This is a genomic window from Klebsiella sp. M041, from assembly GCF_059759695.1.
Map to the genome: position 1 here is coordinate 106351 of NZ_JCAXWU010000014.1, position 16386 is coordinate 122736.

Below are 16386 nucleotides of genomic sequence, written 5' to 3' on the forward strand. Positions count from 1 at the left end.
ATCCAGGGAGATACTCGCCCGCGAGAGCGGTCACAAAAAAGCCATCCCGGAGGATGGCTTTTCAGTTCCGTCAGCGGATCAGCTTAGCTGCGCTGGCGTACCGCCTCAAACAGGCAGATGCCAGTGGCCACCGAGACGTTCAGCGAAGAGACGCTGCCCGCCATCGGGATGCTGATCAGCTCATCACAGTGCTCGCGGGTCAGGCGGCGCATACCTTCGCCTTCCGCGCCCATCACCAGCGCCATCGGCCCGGTCATTTTACTCTGGAACAGCGTATGGTCGGCTTCACCTGCGGTTCCGACGATCCAGACGTTCTCCTCCTGCAGCAGGCGCATGGTGCGCGCCAGGTTGGTGACGCGGATCAGCGGGACGTTCTCCGCCGCGCCGCAGGCCACTTTCTTCGCCGTCGCATTCAGCTGCGCGGAACGATCTTTCGGCACAATCACCGCGTGCACGCCGGCAGCATCGGCGCTGCGCAGGCAGGCGCCGAGGTTATGCGGATCGGTCACGCCGTCAAGGATCAACAGGAACGGCTGATCGAGCTGCGCCAGTAGATCCGGCAGATCGTTCTCCTGATACTGACGCCCCGGCTTCACGCGGGCAATGATCCCCTGGTGTACCGCGCCTTCGCTCTTCTCATCGAGGAACTGGCGGTTGGCCAGCTGAATCACCACGCCCTGCGCTTCCAGCGCGTGGATCAGCGGCAGCAGACGCTTATCCTCACGGCCTTTCAGAATATAAACTTCCTGAAAACGCTCAGGTGCGCGCTCCAGCAGTGCCTGCACCGCATGGATGCCGTAAATCATTTCACTCATTGATGTACTCGTTTTAGGTTCTGTTATCCACCCTTCACCCCGTCCTGCGTCAGCAGACTTCAGAGTGAAGGGTGGTCAATCACTCGGCGCTCTTCTTCTTTGCCGCGCGCTTGGCTTTGGTCGCGGCGGCGATTTTCTGCGTTTTCGCCGACGGTTTTTTCGCTTTCTTCTCGCCTTTCGGCTTCGCTTTCGCCTGGTCTTTTTCTTTGCGGAACGCGCTGTCCGGCTCGAAGTTCACCTGCTTACCAACCTGACGACGACGGCCGCCCGGTTTGCCGGAGGTGCTCTTTTTCGCTTTCTCACGGGCGGTTTTGCCGACATTACGCGGCGCGCGCTCGCTGGAGATCAGGGTAAAGTCGATTTTACGCTCGTCCATGTTGACCGCTTCCACACGGACTTCCACGCGGTCGCCCAGGCGATAGGTCTGCCCGCCGGACTCGCCGATCAGACGCTGCCCCACCTGGTCGAAACGATAGTAATCGTTATCGAGGGAGGAAACATGTACCAGGCCGTCGATAAACAGATCGTTGAGACGAACGAAGAAGCCAAAGCCGGTCACGCTGGCGATAACCCCGGAGAAGATATTGCCTACCTGATCCTGCATGAAGTCACACTTCAGCCAGTCGGAGACTTCGCGCGTCGCTTCATCGGCGCGACGTTCGGTCATCGAGCAGTGCTCGCCCAGCTGCAGCATCTCTTCCATGCTGTAGTGCCAGCCGCCGGTCTCCGTGCTATTGCCTTTATGCCCCTGCTCTTTGGCCAGCAGATATTTGATGGCGCGGTGCAGCGACAGATCCGGGTAACGACGGATCGGCGAGGTGAAGTGGGCATAGGACTGCAGCGCGAGGCCAAAGTGGCCGCGGTTTTCCGGATCATAGACCGCCTGCTTCATCGACCGCAGGAGCATCGTCTGCAGCATTTCCGCATCCGGGCGATCGGCGATGGAGGTCAGCAGTTCGGCGTAATCGCGCGGCTCCGGCTTGTTGCCGCCCGGCAGTTCCAGACCCAGTTCCGCCAGCACGCTGCGGAACGCGGTAATCGCCTCGGTGCTCGGCTTATCGTGAATACGGAACAGCGCCGGCTCCTGCGCCTTCTCAACGAAGCGCGCAGCGGAGATGTTCGCCAGGATCATGCACTCTTCAATCAGCTTGTGCGCATCGTTACGCTGGGTCTGTTCGATACGCTCGATACGGCGCTCTGCGTTGAAGATGAATTTAGCTTCTTCACTTTCAAATGAGATACCGCCACGCTCTTCGCGGGCGCCATCGAGCACCTTGTAGAGGTTATGCAGTTCTTCAATATGCTTCACCAGCGGCGCGTAGTGCTCACGCAGCTCCTGGTCGCCCTGCAGCATATGCCACACCTTGGTATAGGTCAGGCGAGCATGTGAACTCATCACCGCTTCATAGAATTTATAACCGGTCAGACGGCCTTTTGACGAAATCGTCATCTCGCACACCATGCACAGGCGATCGACCTGCGGGTTCAGCGAGCACAGACCGTTAGACAGCACTTCCGGCAGCATCGGCACCACCTGCGACGGGAAGTAGACCGAGGTTCCGCGGCTGCGCGCTTCAGCGTCCAGCGGCGTCCCTGGACGCACGTAGTAGCTGACGTCGGCAATGGCTACCCACAGGCGCCAGCCGCCGCCGCGTTTCTTCTCGCAGTACACCGCGTCATCGAAGTCGCGGGCATCTTCGCCGTCAATGGTGACCAGCGGCAGGGAGCGCAGATCGACGCGCCCGGCTTTCGCCTCTTCCGGCACCTGCTCTTTCAGGCCGGAAACCTGGTTTTCTACCGCCGGCGGCCAGACGTATGGGATTTCATGGGTGCGCAGCGCCATATCGACGGCCATACCGGTACCCATGTTGTCGCCCAGCACTTCGACGATTTTCCCCACGGCTTTGGTGCGACGGGTCGGGCGCTGGGTCAGCTCGACCACCACCACGTAGCCCATCCGCGCGCCCATGATCTCTTCCGGCGGGATCAGGATATCGAAGCTCAGGCGACTGTCGTCCGGGACGACGAAGCCGACGCCAGCGTCGGTAAAGTAGCGGCCAACAATCTGGCTGGTTTTCGGCACCAGGACGCGGACAATGCGCGCTTCGCGGCGGCCCTTGCGGTCCGCGCCCAGCGGTTGGGCCAGCACCTGGTCGCCATGAATACAGGTTTTCATCTGCTCTGACGACAGGTAGAGATCGTCTTTGCGCCCTTCAACGCGCAGGAAACCATAGCCATCACGGTGGCCGATAACGGTTCCTTTGAGGAGATCAAGGCGCTCCGGCAGCGCATAGCACTGACGGCGGGTGAAGACCAGCTGACCGTCGCGCTCCATCGCGCGCAGGCGGCGGCGCAGCGCTTCGGTTTGCTCTTCGCCCTCGATATTTAACTCGATGGCCAGCTCATCGCGGCTGGCAGGCTTTTCCCGTTTGGTTAAATGTTCGAGGATAAATTCCCGGCTCGGGATTGGGTTCGCGTACTTCTCAGCTTCGCGTTCCTGGAATGGATCTTGTGACATATCGGTTCCTCCGTTGTCATCTCCGGCAGAGTGGCGTCACTCCACCAGCAATAATTTATAAAGCGGTTGATTCTTCTCAACCAAATCAGCCAGCGTATAGTTATCCAGTTCCTTGAGAAAACTCTGCGCGGCTTCAGCTAGCGCCTGTTTCAAACGACAGGCTGGTGTAATGTGGCAAAACTCGCTGCTGCAGTTGACCAGCGATAAGGGTTCAAGGTCGCGCACCACGTCACCGACGCGGATCTGTCCTGCTGGTTTGCCGAGGCGAATGCCCCCGTTCTTCCCCCGCACGGCAGTTACGTAGCCCATGCGACTTAACTGATTGATTATTTTAACCATATGATTACGGGAGACGCCATAGACCTCGGTCACTTCCGAGATACTGGTCATCCGTCCTTCCGGCAGCGACGCCATATAAATCAGCGCCCGTAGTCCGTAATCGGTGAAACTCGTTAACTGCACATAAACCTCAGGGAAAAGAAAACAGGGTATGTCGAGCGACATCATTATTATTGATGATAAACCAGCCAGCGCTCAGGCCGCTAATTTATTTGAAATGGGGCGGGCGAACAGCAAAAACAAGGGCGCCCGAACGGCGCCCCTTGCGAGTGATTATGCGTCGAACGGGTCGCGCAGAATCATGGTCTCGGTACGGTCTGGACCGGTAGAGATGATATCAACCGGAACGCCGGTCAGCTCTTCAATACGCTGGATGTAGTTCAGCGCTGCCTGCGGCAGGCCGCTGCGCTCTTTCACGCCGAAGGTGGTTTCAGACCAGCCCGGCATGGTTTCGTAGATAGGCTCGATACCTTCCCAGTTGTCGGCTGCCAGCGGAGTGGTGGTCACTTCGCGGCCATCCGGCATACGGTAGCCAACGCAGATTTTCACTTCTTTCAGGCCGTCGAGGACGTCCAGTTTAGTCAGGCAGAAGCCGGACAGGGAGTTAATCTGCACCGCGCGACGAACCGCGACGGCGTCCAGCCAGCCGGTACGACGACGACGACCGGTGGTGGCGCCGAATTCGTTACCCTGCTTGCAGAGGAACTCGCCGGTTTCATCAAACAGCTCGGTCGGGAACGGACCCGCGCCTACGCGAGTCGAGTAAGCTTTGATGATACCCAGAACGTAATCCACATAACGCGGGCCCAGGCCGGAGCCGGTCGCCACGCCACCCGCGGTGGTGTTGGAAGAGGTTACGTACGGATAAGTACCATGGTCGATATCCAGCAGCGTGCCCTGCGCGCCTTCGAACATCACGAAATCGCCACGTTTACGCGCCTGATCCAGCAGGTCGGAAACGTCTACCACCATGCCGGTCAGGATGTCGGCAATCGCCATCACATCGTCCAGCACTTTCTGGTAGTCAACGGCTTCTGCTTTGTAGAAGTTCACCAGCTGGAAGTTGTGATATTCCATCACTTCTTTCAGTTTATCGGCGAAGGTTGCTTTATCGAACAGATCGCCAACGCGCAGACCGCGACGAGCGACTTTATCTTCGTAAGCCGGGCCGATGCCGCGACCGGTGGTGCCGATCGCCTTCGCGCCGCGCGCTTTTTCACGCGCCACGTCCAGCGCCACGTGATAGTCAAGGATAAGCGGGCAGGCTTCAGAGAGCAGCAGACGCTCGCGAACCGGGATACCACGGTCTTCCAGGCCCTTCATCTCTTTCATCAGCGCAGCCGGAGACAGCACGACGCCGTTACCGATGATGCTGGTGACGTTTTCACGCAGAATGCCTGATGGAATAAGATGGAGAACGGTTTTTTCACCGTTGATTACGAGAGTATGGCCGGCGTTGTGACCACCCTGGTAGCGCACAACATATTTAGCCCGTTCTGTCAGGAGATCGACGATCTTCCCTTTACCTTCGTCACCCCATTGGGTGCCCAGTACGACGACGTTGTTACCCATTTTTCAAAATCACCGTTTGCTTAAAAATGGATTCTACCATCGCTTTTTCAGAGTTACAGCACTTTTTGCATCCAAAATAAGGCAAATCCGACCACTTTTTGATCAGCCAATCGATTTCCTCAACATGTAGTAGATCACAATCCCGGCAACCACAAGTCCGCCGCCAAAGCGCCGCAATAAATTATCCGGGAGCTGGCTCAGGCTGGCGACCATCTTGCGCCAGGCGCGCGGATAAAGTAGCGGGCCAAGCCCTTCGAGTACTAAAACCAGCGCCAGCGCCAGCCAAATGGTGGAGTTCATCGTCAACCCTAATTGAAAAGTATCATCGCCGCCTTCGCAGGCGTCATCGGCCAGCATAGTGAATTCATGCACTCATTTCACATTGTCCCGTATTTCAGCTTCATTATGAACCAGCAAAGCGAAACATAATTCACAACTAATTGTATTGATGGATATTTTTTAAACTGTAACTATGCTGCCGCGTACTACAACCCGGTACGTCTACATAATCAGGAAGATTATCATGAGAGAATTAACCGCATTTGAAATCGAAAATGTGAGCGGCGCAGGCTGGTTACAGGATGGCATGGCCTCCTTAGGTAGCAAGGTCGGCGCCGCCGTATGGACGATGGGCACCGATGTCCTGAGCATCAACCTGCCGCTGATTGGCACCATTAATCTGGCCGATCTGGCGCCGGACCTGGGCAAAACCCTGGGCGAAAGCGTTGGCTCATCTATCGGCGGCACCATCGAAAGTACGCTGGCGGGCCTGCCGGTGATCGGCGGCCTGCTGAACAAGCTGCTCGGCAACTAATTCATGCCGTCGTAGCATAAAAAAGGCGCCTGTCTCAGGCGCCTTTTTGCATTAACCACTGTAGGTTACCGTCATCTTCGACTTATTTACGCACCGAATCCGGTGAACGCATATAGCGGAAGAAATCGCTATCCGGGCTCAGGACCATGACATCCTGATTGCTCTGGAAGCTCTTCTCATAGGCGCGCAGGCTACGAATAAAGGAATAGAAGCCCGGATCCTGGCTGAACGCGTCGGCAAACAGTTTTGCCGATTCCGCATCGCCTTCACCACGCAGGATACGGCCCTGGCGCTCGGCTTCCGCCAGCGTCTTGGTGACTTCATAGTCCGCGGTCGCGCGCAGTTTTTCCGCCTCTTCCTGACCCTGTGAACGGTGGCGACGAGCAACCGCTTCACGCTCCGCGCGCATACGGTTGTAGATCGCTTCCGACACTTCCGCCGGCAGGTTGATCTGCTTGATACGCACGTCGACGACTTCAATACCCAGCGCCGCCATACTGTTCGGGTTGATCACCTGCACTTTGCCGTTGGTTTCAGCTTCCACGCGCTCTGCCGCTTTGGCAATCGCGTCGTCAGCTGCCGGCGTGCTAACCTCGTCTTCCGTACCGGCCGACCCTGAGTTCAGCGCATCACGCACTTCCAGCGTCAGACGGCCACGGGAGTCGGTGACGATGTCTTTCACATCCAGACGGCCGATTTCAGAACGCAGACGGTCAGAGAATTTACGCTTCAGCAGCACCTCTGCCTGGGAGACGTCGCCGCCGCCGGTGGCCAGGTAGTAACGGCTGAAGTCGCTGATGCGCCATTTAATATAGGAGTCGACGATCAGGTCTTTCTTCTCTTTGGTGACAAAACGGTCAGCCTGGTTATCCATGGTCTGAATACGCGCATCCAGCATTTTCACCGATTCGATAAACGGGATCTTGAAGTGCAGGCCTGGCGCATATACCAGCGGCTTATTTTCGTCGTCGCGCAGAACTTTACCGAAACGCAGCGTGATACCGCGCTCGCCCTCCTTCACGACAAAGACTGACATGTAAAGCACTACCAGCACGATGACAATGATCGCGATAACAGATTTACGCATCGTTATTCCCCCTGACGCTGGTAGTCGTTACGCTGCGCGTTAGCGCGGCGTTGGTCCATAATGCTACCCCCGGTTGAGCTCGAGGTTGATGAGGTGCTGGCGCTGCCAGTGCTGGATGCAGGCGGCAGACGCAGCAGATCGCTGGCGTCACTGCTATCGCTCTTTGCTGCCGGCGCAGCGGCGCCTTTCAGCATCTGGTCCAGCGGCAGAACCATCAGATTGCCGTTTTTGCTGTCATTAACCAGCACTTTACGGGTGTGGCTCAGCACTTTTTCCATCGTTTCGATGTACAGACGCTCGCGGGTAATCTCCGGCGCGGCTTTGTATTCCGGCAGGATCTTAGCAAAGCGAGCCACTTCACCCTGGGCTTCCAGGACGGTCTGGGTCTTATAGGCGCGTGCCTCTTCGAGGATACGCTGCGCCTGACCATTCGCGCGCGGCTGGACTTCGTTGGTGTATGCCTCCGCTTCACGAATGTACTGCTGTTCGTTCTCACGCGCGGCAATGGCATCGTCAAACGCGGCTTTCACCTCTTCCGGCGGACGTGCCGTCTGGAAGTTGACGTCCAGCAGAGTGATGCCCATGTTGTACGGGCGAATCGTCTCTTCCAGCTCACGCTGAGTATCGCTACGGATCACGGTACGACCTTCGGTCAGAATGCGATCCATGGTGTATTTACCGATCACCCCGCGCAGCGCGCTGTCGGTGGCCTGACGCAGGCTGTCGTCCGCGCTGGTGACGCTAAACAGATAGCGCTCCGGATCGGTGACGCGGTACTGCACGTTCATCTCAACGCGCACCACGTTTTCGTCAGAGGTCAACATGACGCCGGACGCCGCCAGTTCACGTACCGACTCCACGTTTACTGCCTGCACGTTATCGATAAAGGTCGGCTTCCAGTTCAGGCCCGGCTCAACCAGATGGCTGAACTTACCAAAACGGGTGACCACGCCGCGTTCGGCTTCTTTAATAGTATAGAAACCGCTGGCCGCCCAGATAATCACTGCCGCCGCGGCAACGATGCCGACAATACGCCCGCCCATCGGTCCGCGAGGTCCCTGTGCGCTATTGCCGCCGCCCAGTCCGCCCTTGCCGCCGCCGAGCCCGCCAAGTTTTTTACTTAACTTGCGGAAGATATCATCCAGATCCGGCGGCCCCTGCTCGCGACCGCCTTTGTTGCCATTTCCCTCAGAGTTGCCGCCAGGTTTGCTGCTCCCCCACGGGTCGCGGTCCTGTCCGTTATTACCGGGCTGATTCCACGCCATGTATATGCTCCATATTTGTTTTTGATATCCCCACAGGGGTCAATATCTTCAGGCAAGCTGCAAGGTCAAACCACATAGTCAACAAGCGTTGGCTCTTGCTTACAGAGGCGCCGCCAGTCAACGATCGGCATGCGCACCTGCAGACTCACGCTGCCGTCATCCTCCATCCACTCTTTTTCTATCGCCTGAAGCTGATAGAAACGGCTTCTCAGTCGCCCTTCTTTCGGCGGTAAGCGCAGCGTATGCTGGGCCACTTCACCGGAAAGGCGCTCCGTTAACGCCTGAAAAAGCAGTGGTACGCCAACCCCGGTCTGAGCGGAAAGCCAGACCCGAATCGGTTTATTTTCATCGTCGCGATCGATGCGCGGTTCAAAATCGTCCAGCATGTCGATTTTGTTCATCACCAGCAGCGCCGGGATCTCATCGGCCTCAATTTCAGCGAGAACCGTATTTACCGCATCAATGTTTTCCTGCACGCGGACATCCGCCGCGTCAATCACATGCAGCAGCAGCGTCGCCTGACGCGTCTCCTGCAACGTCGCTTTAAACGCGGCCACCAGATCGTGCGGCAGGTGGCGAATAAAGCCGACGGTATCGGCCAGCACCGTTTCGCCGACGTCAGGGACGTCAATGCGGCGCAGCGTCGGGTCCAGGGTCGCGAACAGCTGGTTCGCGGCATAGACCTCGGCGGCGGTGATCTGGTTAAAGAGCGTTGATTTTCCGGCGTTGGTGTAGCCCACCAGCGACACGGTTGGAATATCGGCTTTCGCGCGCGACCGCCGCCCCTGCTCACGCTGCTTTTCGACTTTTTCCAGCCGCGACAGGATCTGCATGATGCGGTTACGCAATAAACGACGGTCAGTTTCGAGCTGGGTTTCACCCGGGCCACGCAAACCGATCCCGCCCTTTTGTCTTTCAAGGTGGGTCCAGCCGCGGACAAGGCGGGTCGCCATATGGCGCAGCTGCGCCAGCTCGACCTGCAGTTTCCCTTCATGGGTGCGCGCGCGCTGAGCGAAAATATCTAAAATAAGACCGGTACGATCGATAACCCGGCATTCGCACAGGCGTTCCAGGTTGCGTTCTTGCGCCGGACTCAGGGCATGATCGAAGAGCACGACCGAAGCGCCGGTCGCTTTAACGGCTTCCGCAATTTCGACTGCCTTACCTTCACCAACAAAATACTTCGGGTGCGGTGCTTTACGGCTACCGGTAATCACCTGCATTGCTTCGACACCGGCGGAAGAGGCCAGAGTTTCAAACTCCTGGAGGTCTTCCATATCTTTGTCTTGCGAAAAATAGATGTGTACCAGTACCGCCTGCTCACCGGCGTCATAACGGTCAAACAAGCGTAAACCCCTTATAAAATACCAGCGGGGAACGCAGAAAACCTGGCTCCCCGGCGTGGAAAAACAGCACTAGCCTTATTCGGCGTCGTCGCTGTCTTGTTGTGGCGCAGAAGAGCCCTGCGCGCTACCACCGTGGTGATAGTTACTGGAACCGCCGCCAGCATTGTTGCTGTGGTGAGACACCGGGCGAGACGGGACAACAGTAGAAATTGCGTGCTTATAGACCATCTGGCTGACCGTGTTCTTCAACAGGATCACGAACTGATCGAAAGACTCAATTTGCCCTTGCAGCTTGATACCATTCACCAAATAAATAGAAACCGGAACGCGTTCCCGACGCAAAGCGTTCAGGAACGGATCTTGTAAAGATTGCCCCTTAGCCATTCTCTCTTTTCCTTATATGTATGCTTGTTTTGTACTCAGAACCTTACGATTCTCAAAAAAAATTACGCACGATACCGTTTAATTGTACACGTTCAGTTCTGGCTCGCACCAACAACCTGTAATACTTTGTTGAGCGCTTGTTCAGGTTGTTCACTGTCTAACCAGTGCACACCTTCCCAACCGCGCAGCCAGGTGACCTGACGTTTGGCTAACTGTCTCGTGGCGCAAACACCTCGATAAACCATCTCATCATATGGGATCTCGCCATTGAGATATGACCACATCTGGCGGTATCCGACACAACGGATGGAAGGCATATCCGTATGCAAATCTCCGCGGGCAAAAAGCGCCCGTACTTCTGCTTCAAAACCTGAAGCTAACATCTGATGAAAACGCTGTTCTATGCGTTGATGGAGCAGTTCACGGCTCGCCGGGGCGATGGCGAACTGATGCACCTGATATGGCAGAGCGTCTCCTGACGTTTGCGTCAGTTCCGTTAAAGTTTTACCCGAAATGAAAAAAACTTCCAGTGCCCGGGAAAGCCTTTGCGGATCATTTGGATGAATACGCGCAGCCGCCACGGGATCGATCTCCTGTAACTGCTGATGTAACGCGTTCCACCCCTGCTCTGCGGCCTGTTGCTCAATCCGCGCTCTGACCTCTGGGTCAGCGGACGGTAAGGGCGACAATCCTTCCAGCAACGCTTTGAAATACAACATCGTCCCGCCGACTAACAGCGGAATTCGCCCGGCGGCGACAATTTCCGCCATCGCCGCCAGCGCATCGCGGCGAAAATCCGCCGCGGAATAGGCCTCTGCAGGATCCAAAATATCCAGCAGCCGGTGCGGCGCGGCGCTCAGCTCTGCGGCATCCGGTTTGGCGGTGCCAATATCCATTCCCCGATAAATGAGGGCGGAATCAACACTAATCAACTCTACTGGCAAAACTTTACGTAAGGCTATCGCCAGCGCGGTTTTGCCGGAGGCCGTCGGGCCCATTAAAAAAATTGCCTTGGGCAGGCTCGCCTCGGTTACATCATTCATCTTTCAGGGCATTCATCGCCGAATGGAGATCTACAGGTTGTAACAGGCCACCCGGCGGCGTTCTCACCAACTGCGGGCAAAGACGCTCAACGTCCGCCAGCAGCGCAATCGCCTGCGCCATATTCCATGACGTCTGTTCGCTCGTCAGATTACGCGCCATCCATTGGGCGATATTGCCGACGTCGAATGCGTTTTGCTGCGCCAGGTAGCCTATCAGTTCAGGAATCAAGATTTGTAAATTTTGTTGTCTTAAGGGTAAAGGGACCGCGCGCACCGTCACGTGCAGGGCATCGGTATGCATATCGATCCCCAGCTGCGTCAGCGCCGACTGCGCGGCGGCCAGCGCCTGTTTTTCCCCTTCCGTCACTTTTAACCGCAGGGGGATCAGCAGCGGCTGGGCACAGACGGCCTCTGCTCCCGGGGTCAACTGCGCCTGGCGCAGCCAGCGCTCGGCAACGGTCAACGACAGCAGCGCCAGTCCGCCCTCGCGCTCGAGCAGCGCGCAGTCGCGGCTCACAATCGTCAGCACTCTGCCAAAGCTCTGGCTGTGACCGGCCAGTTCCGCCGTGCCCGGAGTCTGTAACGCGGGCTTTGGCGCCGTTGGCGTGTCGAGCAACTGACGATAAAGCGCCCCTTGCTGCTTCTGGTAACCCGGCTGCGCGTGCGGCCAGCTCGCGCCGCCCGGCCTGCCGCTGGAGGCCGCAGGCTCACGCGATGGCGTGATGCTGAAACGGGTTGCCGGTTCACGCGCTTCCGACGGCCGCGCAAACTGGTTGCCGCCCGCCGCGATCCGGTTCTCCGGCATCGCACGGGGCGCCGGCGGGTCGTCTTTTTCCGCCAGCGGCGCGTCAAGTTGCTGCTGCAGCACGCTCAGTACGCCCTGGTAGATAAAGTCATGCACCAGGCGCGACTGATGGAAACGCACCTCATGCTTGGCCGGGTGGACGTTCACATCCACCTGATGGGGATCGATCTCCAGATACAGCACAAACGCCGGCTGCTGATCGGCCCCCAGTTTGTCTTCACAGGCCTGGCGGATAGCGTGGTTGATCAGCCGGTCGCGCATCATCCGCCCGTTAACGTAGCAATACTGAATTTCCGCCAGCGCAGGGGTGGTATGCAGCGGATCGGCGACCCAGCCGCGCAGGGTCAGATCGCCATGCTGCCACTCAATCGCCAGGGCATGTTCAAGAAAGGCGGCGCCACAGATGGTTCCCAGCCGCCGCTCCCGTTGGCCATCCTGAGCGACTGCCCGATACTGGCGCATCACCTTGCCGTTATGGCTGAGGTTGATGGTGACGTCGAAGCGCGCCAGCGCAATGCGGCGGACCACCTCGTCAATGTGGCCGAACTCGGTCTTTTCGGTACGCATAAATTTGCGCCGCGCCGGGGTGTTGTAGAACAGATCGAGGACTTCCAGGGTGGTGCCGACCGGGTGCGCCGCCGGCTTCACCGTCACCGCCTGATCGCGGCCTTCGGCATACGCCTGCCAGGCTTCCTGCTGTTCCGCCGTGCGCGAGGTGAGCGTCAGACGCGCCACCGAGCTGATACTGGCCAGCGCTTCGCCGCGAAAACCGAGGCTGATAATGGCTTCGAGATCGTCGAGCGAGGCGATTTTGCTGGTCGCGTGGCGAGCCAGGGCCAGCGCCAGCTCGTCTTTTTTGATGCCGCAGCCGTTATCGCGAATGCGAATGAGCTTCGCGCCGCCGCGTTCGATATCAATATCAATTCGCGTGGCGCCCGCATCAAGGCTGTTTTCAACCAGCTCTTTCACCACCGACGCGGGCCGTTCCACCACTTCGCCGGCGGCAATCTGGTTGGCGAGCTGCGGCGGCAGAACCTGAATCGGCATCCCCTGCTCCTTAGTTAATCAACATCCCGTCTGGCGCTGCGGCGCTGGCGGTCTGCGCCGCCTCGCCGCGAGGCGCCGACTGCAGCGGATGCTGCATAAAGTAGTTGCGCAGACCGTTGTAAATCGCCTCCGCAATCTGCTCCTGGTAATCATCGCTCCCCAGCAGCCGTTCTTCCCCGTTGTTACTGATAAAGCCTGTTTCCACGAGAATCGATGGAATGTCCGGCGAGCGCAGTACGCCGAGGCTGGCATGCTCAGGACGGCGCTTATGCAGATTGCCAATCCGCTGCAGCTGGCTGAGTACGTTGGTCGCCACATCGTAGCCGACGCGCTGGGAGTGACCGAACTGCAGATCCAGCACCGCCTGGCTCAGGTAGGGATCGGCCTGGCTGTTCGCCAGCACATCGCCCGCGCCGCCGAGCAGTTCAGACTGCTTCTCATGCTGCTCCAGCCAGCCGGCCATTTCACTGTTGGCGCGACGGTTCGAGAGCACCCATACCGAGGCGCCGGTGGCATCGCGGTTTGGCGCGGCGTCGGCATGGATTGAGACGAGGAAGTTGGCGTTTTGCTTACGCGCCACATCCGAGCGCCCCATTACCGAAATAAAGTAATCCCCGTCACGGGTCAGCACCGGTTTAAACTGCGGATCGGCGTTCAGCAGCGCCCGCAGCTTGCGCGCGATAGCGATAGTCACGTTCTTCTCTTTGGTGCCATTCGGGCCAATCGCGCCAGGATCCTGACCGCCGTGCCCGGCGTCGATGGCGATAATCACCTTATCCTGCGCCGACACCGTGCGGGCCGCCGGACGGGTCACGGTCTGATTGTTGGTCATCGCCGGCTGAGAGGGGGTCATCACCGTCTGCCGATCGTGGCCCGACGAGCTAAACGGATTGCGTCCCGCCGTCGCCGTCCGGGAAGGCATTACCGGCGGCGGATCGGCCCGTTTCACCACCACAGGAGGCGGCGGCGGTGGCGGCGGCGGCGCGTCGGCGTTGATGGTAAAGACCACCGTGTAATTCGCCCCGTTCTGCTGCTTCACCGCCCGGGTTTTGCCATCTTCCGTCAGATCCACCAGCAGACGCAGCGTCTGCGTATCCTGCGGCGTACCGGCGCGAATACTCTTCACCAGGTTGCTGCCGCTAAATTTCAGCGGCAGTCCCTGCAATACGCCGGTCTGCTTGATATCCAGCGCCACCAGTCGTTTGCCCTGCGGGGTAAAGGAATACTCCGGTTCACCGACAAAGCTAAGAGTAATACGGGCCTGCTGGTCTCCATTGGAGACCTGGATATCGGATAAACTCGCCGCAGTGGCGTGAAGACTCGACAGCATCAGCGCAGCGGCAAGCCAGGTGGTTATGCGATACTTCATCCCGTCATCCTTCAGGCTAAATGGCTAAACGCGCCAGTAAAGAGTCACCCCGTGAGGAGATCGCGGTAATGCGCGCCTCACGCCCTTGTGCCTGGTAATCAAGGTGAATTTCAACGTCCGGGTCAGGCAGGACACCTGCGCCTTGCTGCGGCCATTCCACCAGGCAGATGGCATCGTCGGCAAAATAATCGCGGATCCCCATAAATTCCAGCTCCTCAGGATCCGCCAGGCGGTAGAGATCGAAGTGATACACCATCAGTTTGTCGAGGGTGTACGGCTCCACCAGGGTATAGGTTGGGCTTTTGACATTGCCGCGGTGACCGAGCGCCTGTAAAAAGCCGCGGCTAAAGGTGGTTTTCCCCGCGCCTAAGTCACCATACAGGTAAATCACGGTGGCGCCGGTACAGGCCTGCGCAATACGGTCGCCCAGGGCCAGCGTGGCCTGCTCATCGGGTAAAGGAATCACTCGGTTAATCATGGTCTACGTCAATCACATCCGGGTTAACAACACGCCTGAGCGTGGAAAAGAGATCGGTCGCCAGCATGCCGCGGGTGCCCTCGCGGGCGGCCAGTCGGTCGGCGGCATCGCCATGCGCGACGCACCCGGCACAGGCAGCATCATACGGCGTCAGGTGCTGTCCTAACAATGCGGCGATAATGCCAGTGAGCACATCGCCCATTCCGCCGCTGGCCATCCCGGCATTGCCGGCGTCGATAATGCCCATCGCCCCGCTTTCACTGGCCACCACCGTGCCCGCGCCTTTTAGCACGACCACGCCGCCATACCGTTTTACCAGACGCTGCGCAGAAAGTAAGCGATCGCTTTCAATTTCTGCCACGCTGACGTTCAGCAGACGGGCCGCTTCGCCGGGGTGCGGCGTCAGCACGCGATTGTGACGTTTATCGGGATTGAATGCCAGCAGGTTCAGCGCGTCTGCGTCCCAGACCATCGGTTTGTTAACACTTTCCATCATGCGCAGGGCGCTGCGTCCCCACTCGTTCTGCCCCAGTCCCGGGCCAATCGCCACCACATCCGCCCATTCCAGCGCGGCTTTCAGGGTCTGCGGCGTCAGTTCATCCACCATTAATTCCGGCCGGGCGGTGACAATGGGCGCCACATTCTCAGGGTGAGTGAGCACTCGCACCAACCCTGCGCCAGCGCGTAAAGCCGCTTCACCGCACATGCGAATCGCGCCTGCCGTGCCGCGATCGCCGCCGACGATCGCCAGCTTGCCGTGATCGCCCTTATGGGAGGTAGCCCGGCGCGGCGGCAGCCAGTCGGCAAGGTGGGCGGCGCAAAATCGCGTCAGGGGGGTACTTTGTCCGGCGAGCCAGCGCTCAAGCCCCAGCGCATGATGGTGGAGCTGCCCGACGACATCCCGCGCCTTGCCGGTCAGCAGCCCCGGCTTGAGCGCAATAAACGTCAGCGTATGGTCGGCCTGAATGACCGCCCCCGGCGTCGCGCCGGTCTGCGCATTCAGGCCGGAAGGGATATCCAGAGCCACCACCGGCGCAGGATGGTGGTTCGCCTGGTGGATGAGCGCCGCGATGGATTCGCGCGGCGCACTGCGCAACCCGGTGCCGAGCAGGCCGTCAATAATCAGTGAGATATCGTCTGGCCAGGGGACAGTGTCCGCATGGATCACGCCGCCGGCGTTAAGCCATGCCTCCCGCGCCGCCTGCGCCTCTTCCGGCAGCGGGTTGTCACTCTCCACCGCCAGCAGCGTCACCCGCCGCCCGGCGGCCTGGGCCAGACGCGCGACGACATATCCGTCGCCGCCGTTGTTGCCATGCCCGCAGAGGATCAGCCAGTGCGCGCTGTCAGGAAAAGCGCGGCTGGCCAGCTGGAACGCCGCCTCGCCCGCGCGCTGCATCAGTTCAAACAGCGTCAGTCCCAGGCTGTCCGCCGCCTCTCGTTCGGCCAGGCGCAGCGCCTCCGCAGGCCAAATGTTGTATGGTATACTGTCAGGGTTTTTCGTCAT

15 protein-coding genes are annotated in these 16386 nt (G+C 58.8%); 1 reads left to right on the top strand and 14 read right to left on the bottom strand.

Going from position 1 to position 16386, the window contains the following annotated elements:
* Positions 1 to 83 precede the first annotated feature (83 nt).
* From rlmB to AC6CWS_RS18875, 5 genes are all read right to left on the bottom strand, one after another.
* Positions 84 to 815 (bottom strand): 23S rRNA (guanosine(2251)-2'-O)-methyltransferase RlmB, encoded by a 732-nt coding sequence (gene rlmB, locus AC6CWS_RS18855; RefSeq protein WP_002885669.1) that lies wholly within the window; start codon positions 813 to 815, stop codon positions 84 to 86.
* Positions 816 to 894: 79 nt separating this feature from the next.
* Entirely contained in the window at positions 895 to 3333 is a 2439-nt protein-coding gene (gene rnr / locus AC6CWS_RS18860) for a ribonuclease R (RefSeq protein ID WP_023291716.1), read from the bottom strand.
* Positions 3334 to 3369: 36 nt separating this feature from the next.
* Complete coding sequence (gene nsrR / locus AC6CWS_RS18865; RefSeq protein WP_002885667.1) at positions 3370 to 3795, bottom strand: nitric oxide-sensing transcriptional repressor NsrR; 426 nt, start codon at positions 3793 to 3795, stop codon at positions 3370 to 3372.
* 150 nt (positions 3796 to 3945) lie between these two features.
* Positions 3946 to 5244: an adenylosuccinate synthase gene (locus tag AC6CWS_RS18870; RefSeq protein WP_012543110.1), complete on the bottom strand. Its 1299-nt coding sequence runs from the start codon at positions 5242 to 5244 to the stop codon at positions 3946 to 3948.
* 102 nt (positions 5245 to 5346) lie between these two features.
* Positions 5347 to 5544 carry a DUF2065 domain-containing protein gene (locus AC6CWS_RS18875; protein WP_002885664.1) on the bottom strand — a complete coding sequence of 66 codons (198 nt, stop codon included), beginning with the start codon at positions 5542 to 5544 and terminating at the stop codon, positions 5347 to 5349.
* A 223-nt stretch (positions 5545 to 5767) separates the two neighbouring features.
* Here AC6CWS_RS18875 and AC6CWS_RS18880 point away from each other — a divergent pair, with 223 nt between their 5' ends.
* Complete coding sequence (locus AC6CWS_RS18880; RefSeq protein ID WP_080901606.1) at positions 5768 to 6058, top strand: hypothetical protein; 291 nt, start codon at positions 5768 to 5770, stop codon at positions 6056 to 6058.
* An 82-nt stretch (positions 6059 to 6140) separates the two neighbouring features.
* Here the strand turns inward: AC6CWS_RS18880 and hflC are convergent, their stop codons facing one another.
* The 9 genes from hflC to nnr form a co-directional block, all read right to left on the bottom strand.
* Positions 6141 to 7145: a protease modulator HflC gene (hflC, locus tag AC6CWS_RS18885; protein WP_004192484.1), complete on the bottom strand. Its 1005-nt coding sequence runs from the start codon at positions 7143 to 7145 to the stop codon at positions 6141 to 6143.
* Positions 7146 to 7147: 2 nt separating this feature from the next.
* Positions 7148 to 8410 (bottom strand): FtsH protease activity modulator HflK, encoded by a 1263-nt coding sequence (gene hflK / locus AC6CWS_RS18890; RefSeq protein ID WP_004206443.1) that lies wholly within the window; start codon positions 8408 to 8410, stop codon positions 7148 to 7150.
* Between the two features lie 65 nt (positions 8411 to 8475).
* Positions 8476 to 9756, bottom strand: a complete 1281-nt coding sequence (gene hflX, locus AC6CWS_RS18895) for a ribosome rescue GTPase HflX (RefSeq protein WP_004146725.1) — start codon at positions 9754 to 9756, stop codon at positions 8476 to 8478.
* Between the two features lie 75 nt (positions 9757 to 9831).
* Positions 9832 to 10140 carry an RNA chaperone Hfq gene (hfq, locus tag AC6CWS_RS18900; protein WP_002885659.1) on the bottom strand — a complete coding sequence of 103 codons (309 nt, stop codon included), beginning with the start codon at positions 10138 to 10140 and terminating at the stop codon, positions 9832 to 9834.
* Between the two features lie 92 nt (positions 10141 to 10232).
* Entirely contained in the window at positions 10233 to 11183 is a 951-nt protein-coding gene (miaA, locus tag AC6CWS_RS18905; RefSeq protein ID WP_004206442.1) for a tRNA (adenosine(37)-N6)-dimethylallyltransferase MiaA, read from the bottom strand.
* Positions 11176 to 13035 carry a DNA mismatch repair endonuclease MutL gene (gene mutL / locus AC6CWS_RS18910; RefSeq protein WP_080901607.1) on the bottom strand — a complete coding sequence of 620 codons (1860 nt, stop codon included), beginning with the start codon at positions 13033 to 13035 and terminating at the stop codon, positions 11176 to 11178. The genes miaA and mutL overlap by 8 nt, the downstream gene beginning before the upstream one ends.
* 10 nt (positions 13036 to 13045) lie before the next feature.
* Positions 13046 to 14404 (bottom strand): N-acetylmuramoyl-L-alanine amidase AmiB, encoded by a 1359-nt coding sequence (amiB, locus tag AC6CWS_RS18915; protein ID WP_080901608.1) that lies wholly within the window; start codon positions 14402 to 14404, stop codon positions 13046 to 13048.
* Between the two features lie 16 nt (positions 14405 to 14420).
* On the bottom strand, positions 14421 to 14882 hold the full coding sequence (tsaE, locus tag AC6CWS_RS18920; protein ID WP_023291711.1) for a tRNA (adenosine(37)-N6)-threonylcarbamoyltransferase complex ATPase subunit type 1 TsaE: 462 nt from the start codon (positions 14880 to 14882) through the stop codon (positions 14421 to 14423).
* The gene (gene nnr, locus AC6CWS_RS18925) at positions 14875 to 16386 is read right to left on the bottom strand and encodes a bifunctional ADP-dependent NAD(P)H-hydrate dehydratase/NAD(P)H-hydrate epimerase (protein WP_165476248.1); all 1512 of its coding nucleotides are present in this window, start codon (positions 16384 to 16386) and stop codon (positions 14875 to 14877) included. Before nnr ends, tsaE begins: the two co-directional genes overlap by 8 nt.

What these genes read in the sequence shown, in the direction of transcription:
- rlmB (WP_002885669.1), bottom strand. Translation starts at nt 815, where the DNA reads ATGAGTGAAATGATTTACGGCATCCATGCGGTGCAGGCACTGCTGGAG.
- rnr (WP_023291716.1), bottom strand. Translation starts at nt 3,333, where the DNA reads ATGTCACAAGATCCATTCCAGGAACGCGAAGCTGAGAAGTACGCGAAC.
- AC6CWS_RS18870 (WP_012543110.1), bottom strand. Translation starts at nt 5,244, where the DNA reads ATGGGTAACAACGTCGTCGTACTGGGCACCCAATGGGGTGACGAAGGT.
- AC6CWS_RS18875 (WP_002885664.1), bottom strand. Translation starts at nt 5,544, where the DNA reads ATGAACTCCACCATTTGGCTGGCGCTGGCGCTGGTTTTAGTACTCGAA.
- AC6CWS_RS18880 (WP_080901606.1), top strand. Translation starts at nt 5,768, where the DNA reads ATGAGAGAATTAACCGCATTTGAAATCGAAAATGTGAGCGGCGCAGGC.
- hflC (WP_004192484.1), bottom strand. Translation starts at nt 7,145, where the DNA reads ATGCGTAAATCTGTTATCGCGATCATTGTCATCGTGCTGGTAGTGCTT.
- hflK (WP_004206443.1), bottom strand. Translation starts at nt 8,410, where the DNA reads ATGGCGTGGAATCAGCCCGGTAATAACGGACAGGACCGCGACCCGTGG.
- hfq (WP_002885659.1), bottom strand. Translation starts at nt 10,140, where the DNA reads ATGGCTAAGGGGCAATCTTTACAAGATCCGTTCCTGAACGCTTTGCGT.
- miaA (WP_004206442.1), bottom strand. Translation starts at nt 11,183, where the DNA reads ATGAATGATGTAACCGAGGCGAGCCTGCCCAAGGCAATTTTTTTAATG.
- mutL (WP_080901607.1), bottom strand. Translation starts at nt 13,035, where the DNA reads ATGCCGATTCAGGTTCTGCCGCCGCAGCTCGCCAACCAGATTGCCGCC.
- amiB (WP_080901608.1), bottom strand. Translation starts at nt 14,404, where the DNA reads ATGAAGTATCGCATAACCACCTGGCTTGCCGCTGCGCTGATGCTGTCG.
- tsaE (WP_023291711.1), bottom strand. Translation starts at nt 14,882, where the DNA reads ATGATTAACCGAGTGATTCCTTTACCCGATGAGCAGGCCACGCTGGCC.
- nnr (WP_165476248.1), bottom strand. Translation starts at nt 16,386, where the DNA reads ATGACGAAAAACCCTGACAGTATACCATACAACATTTGGCCTGCGGAG.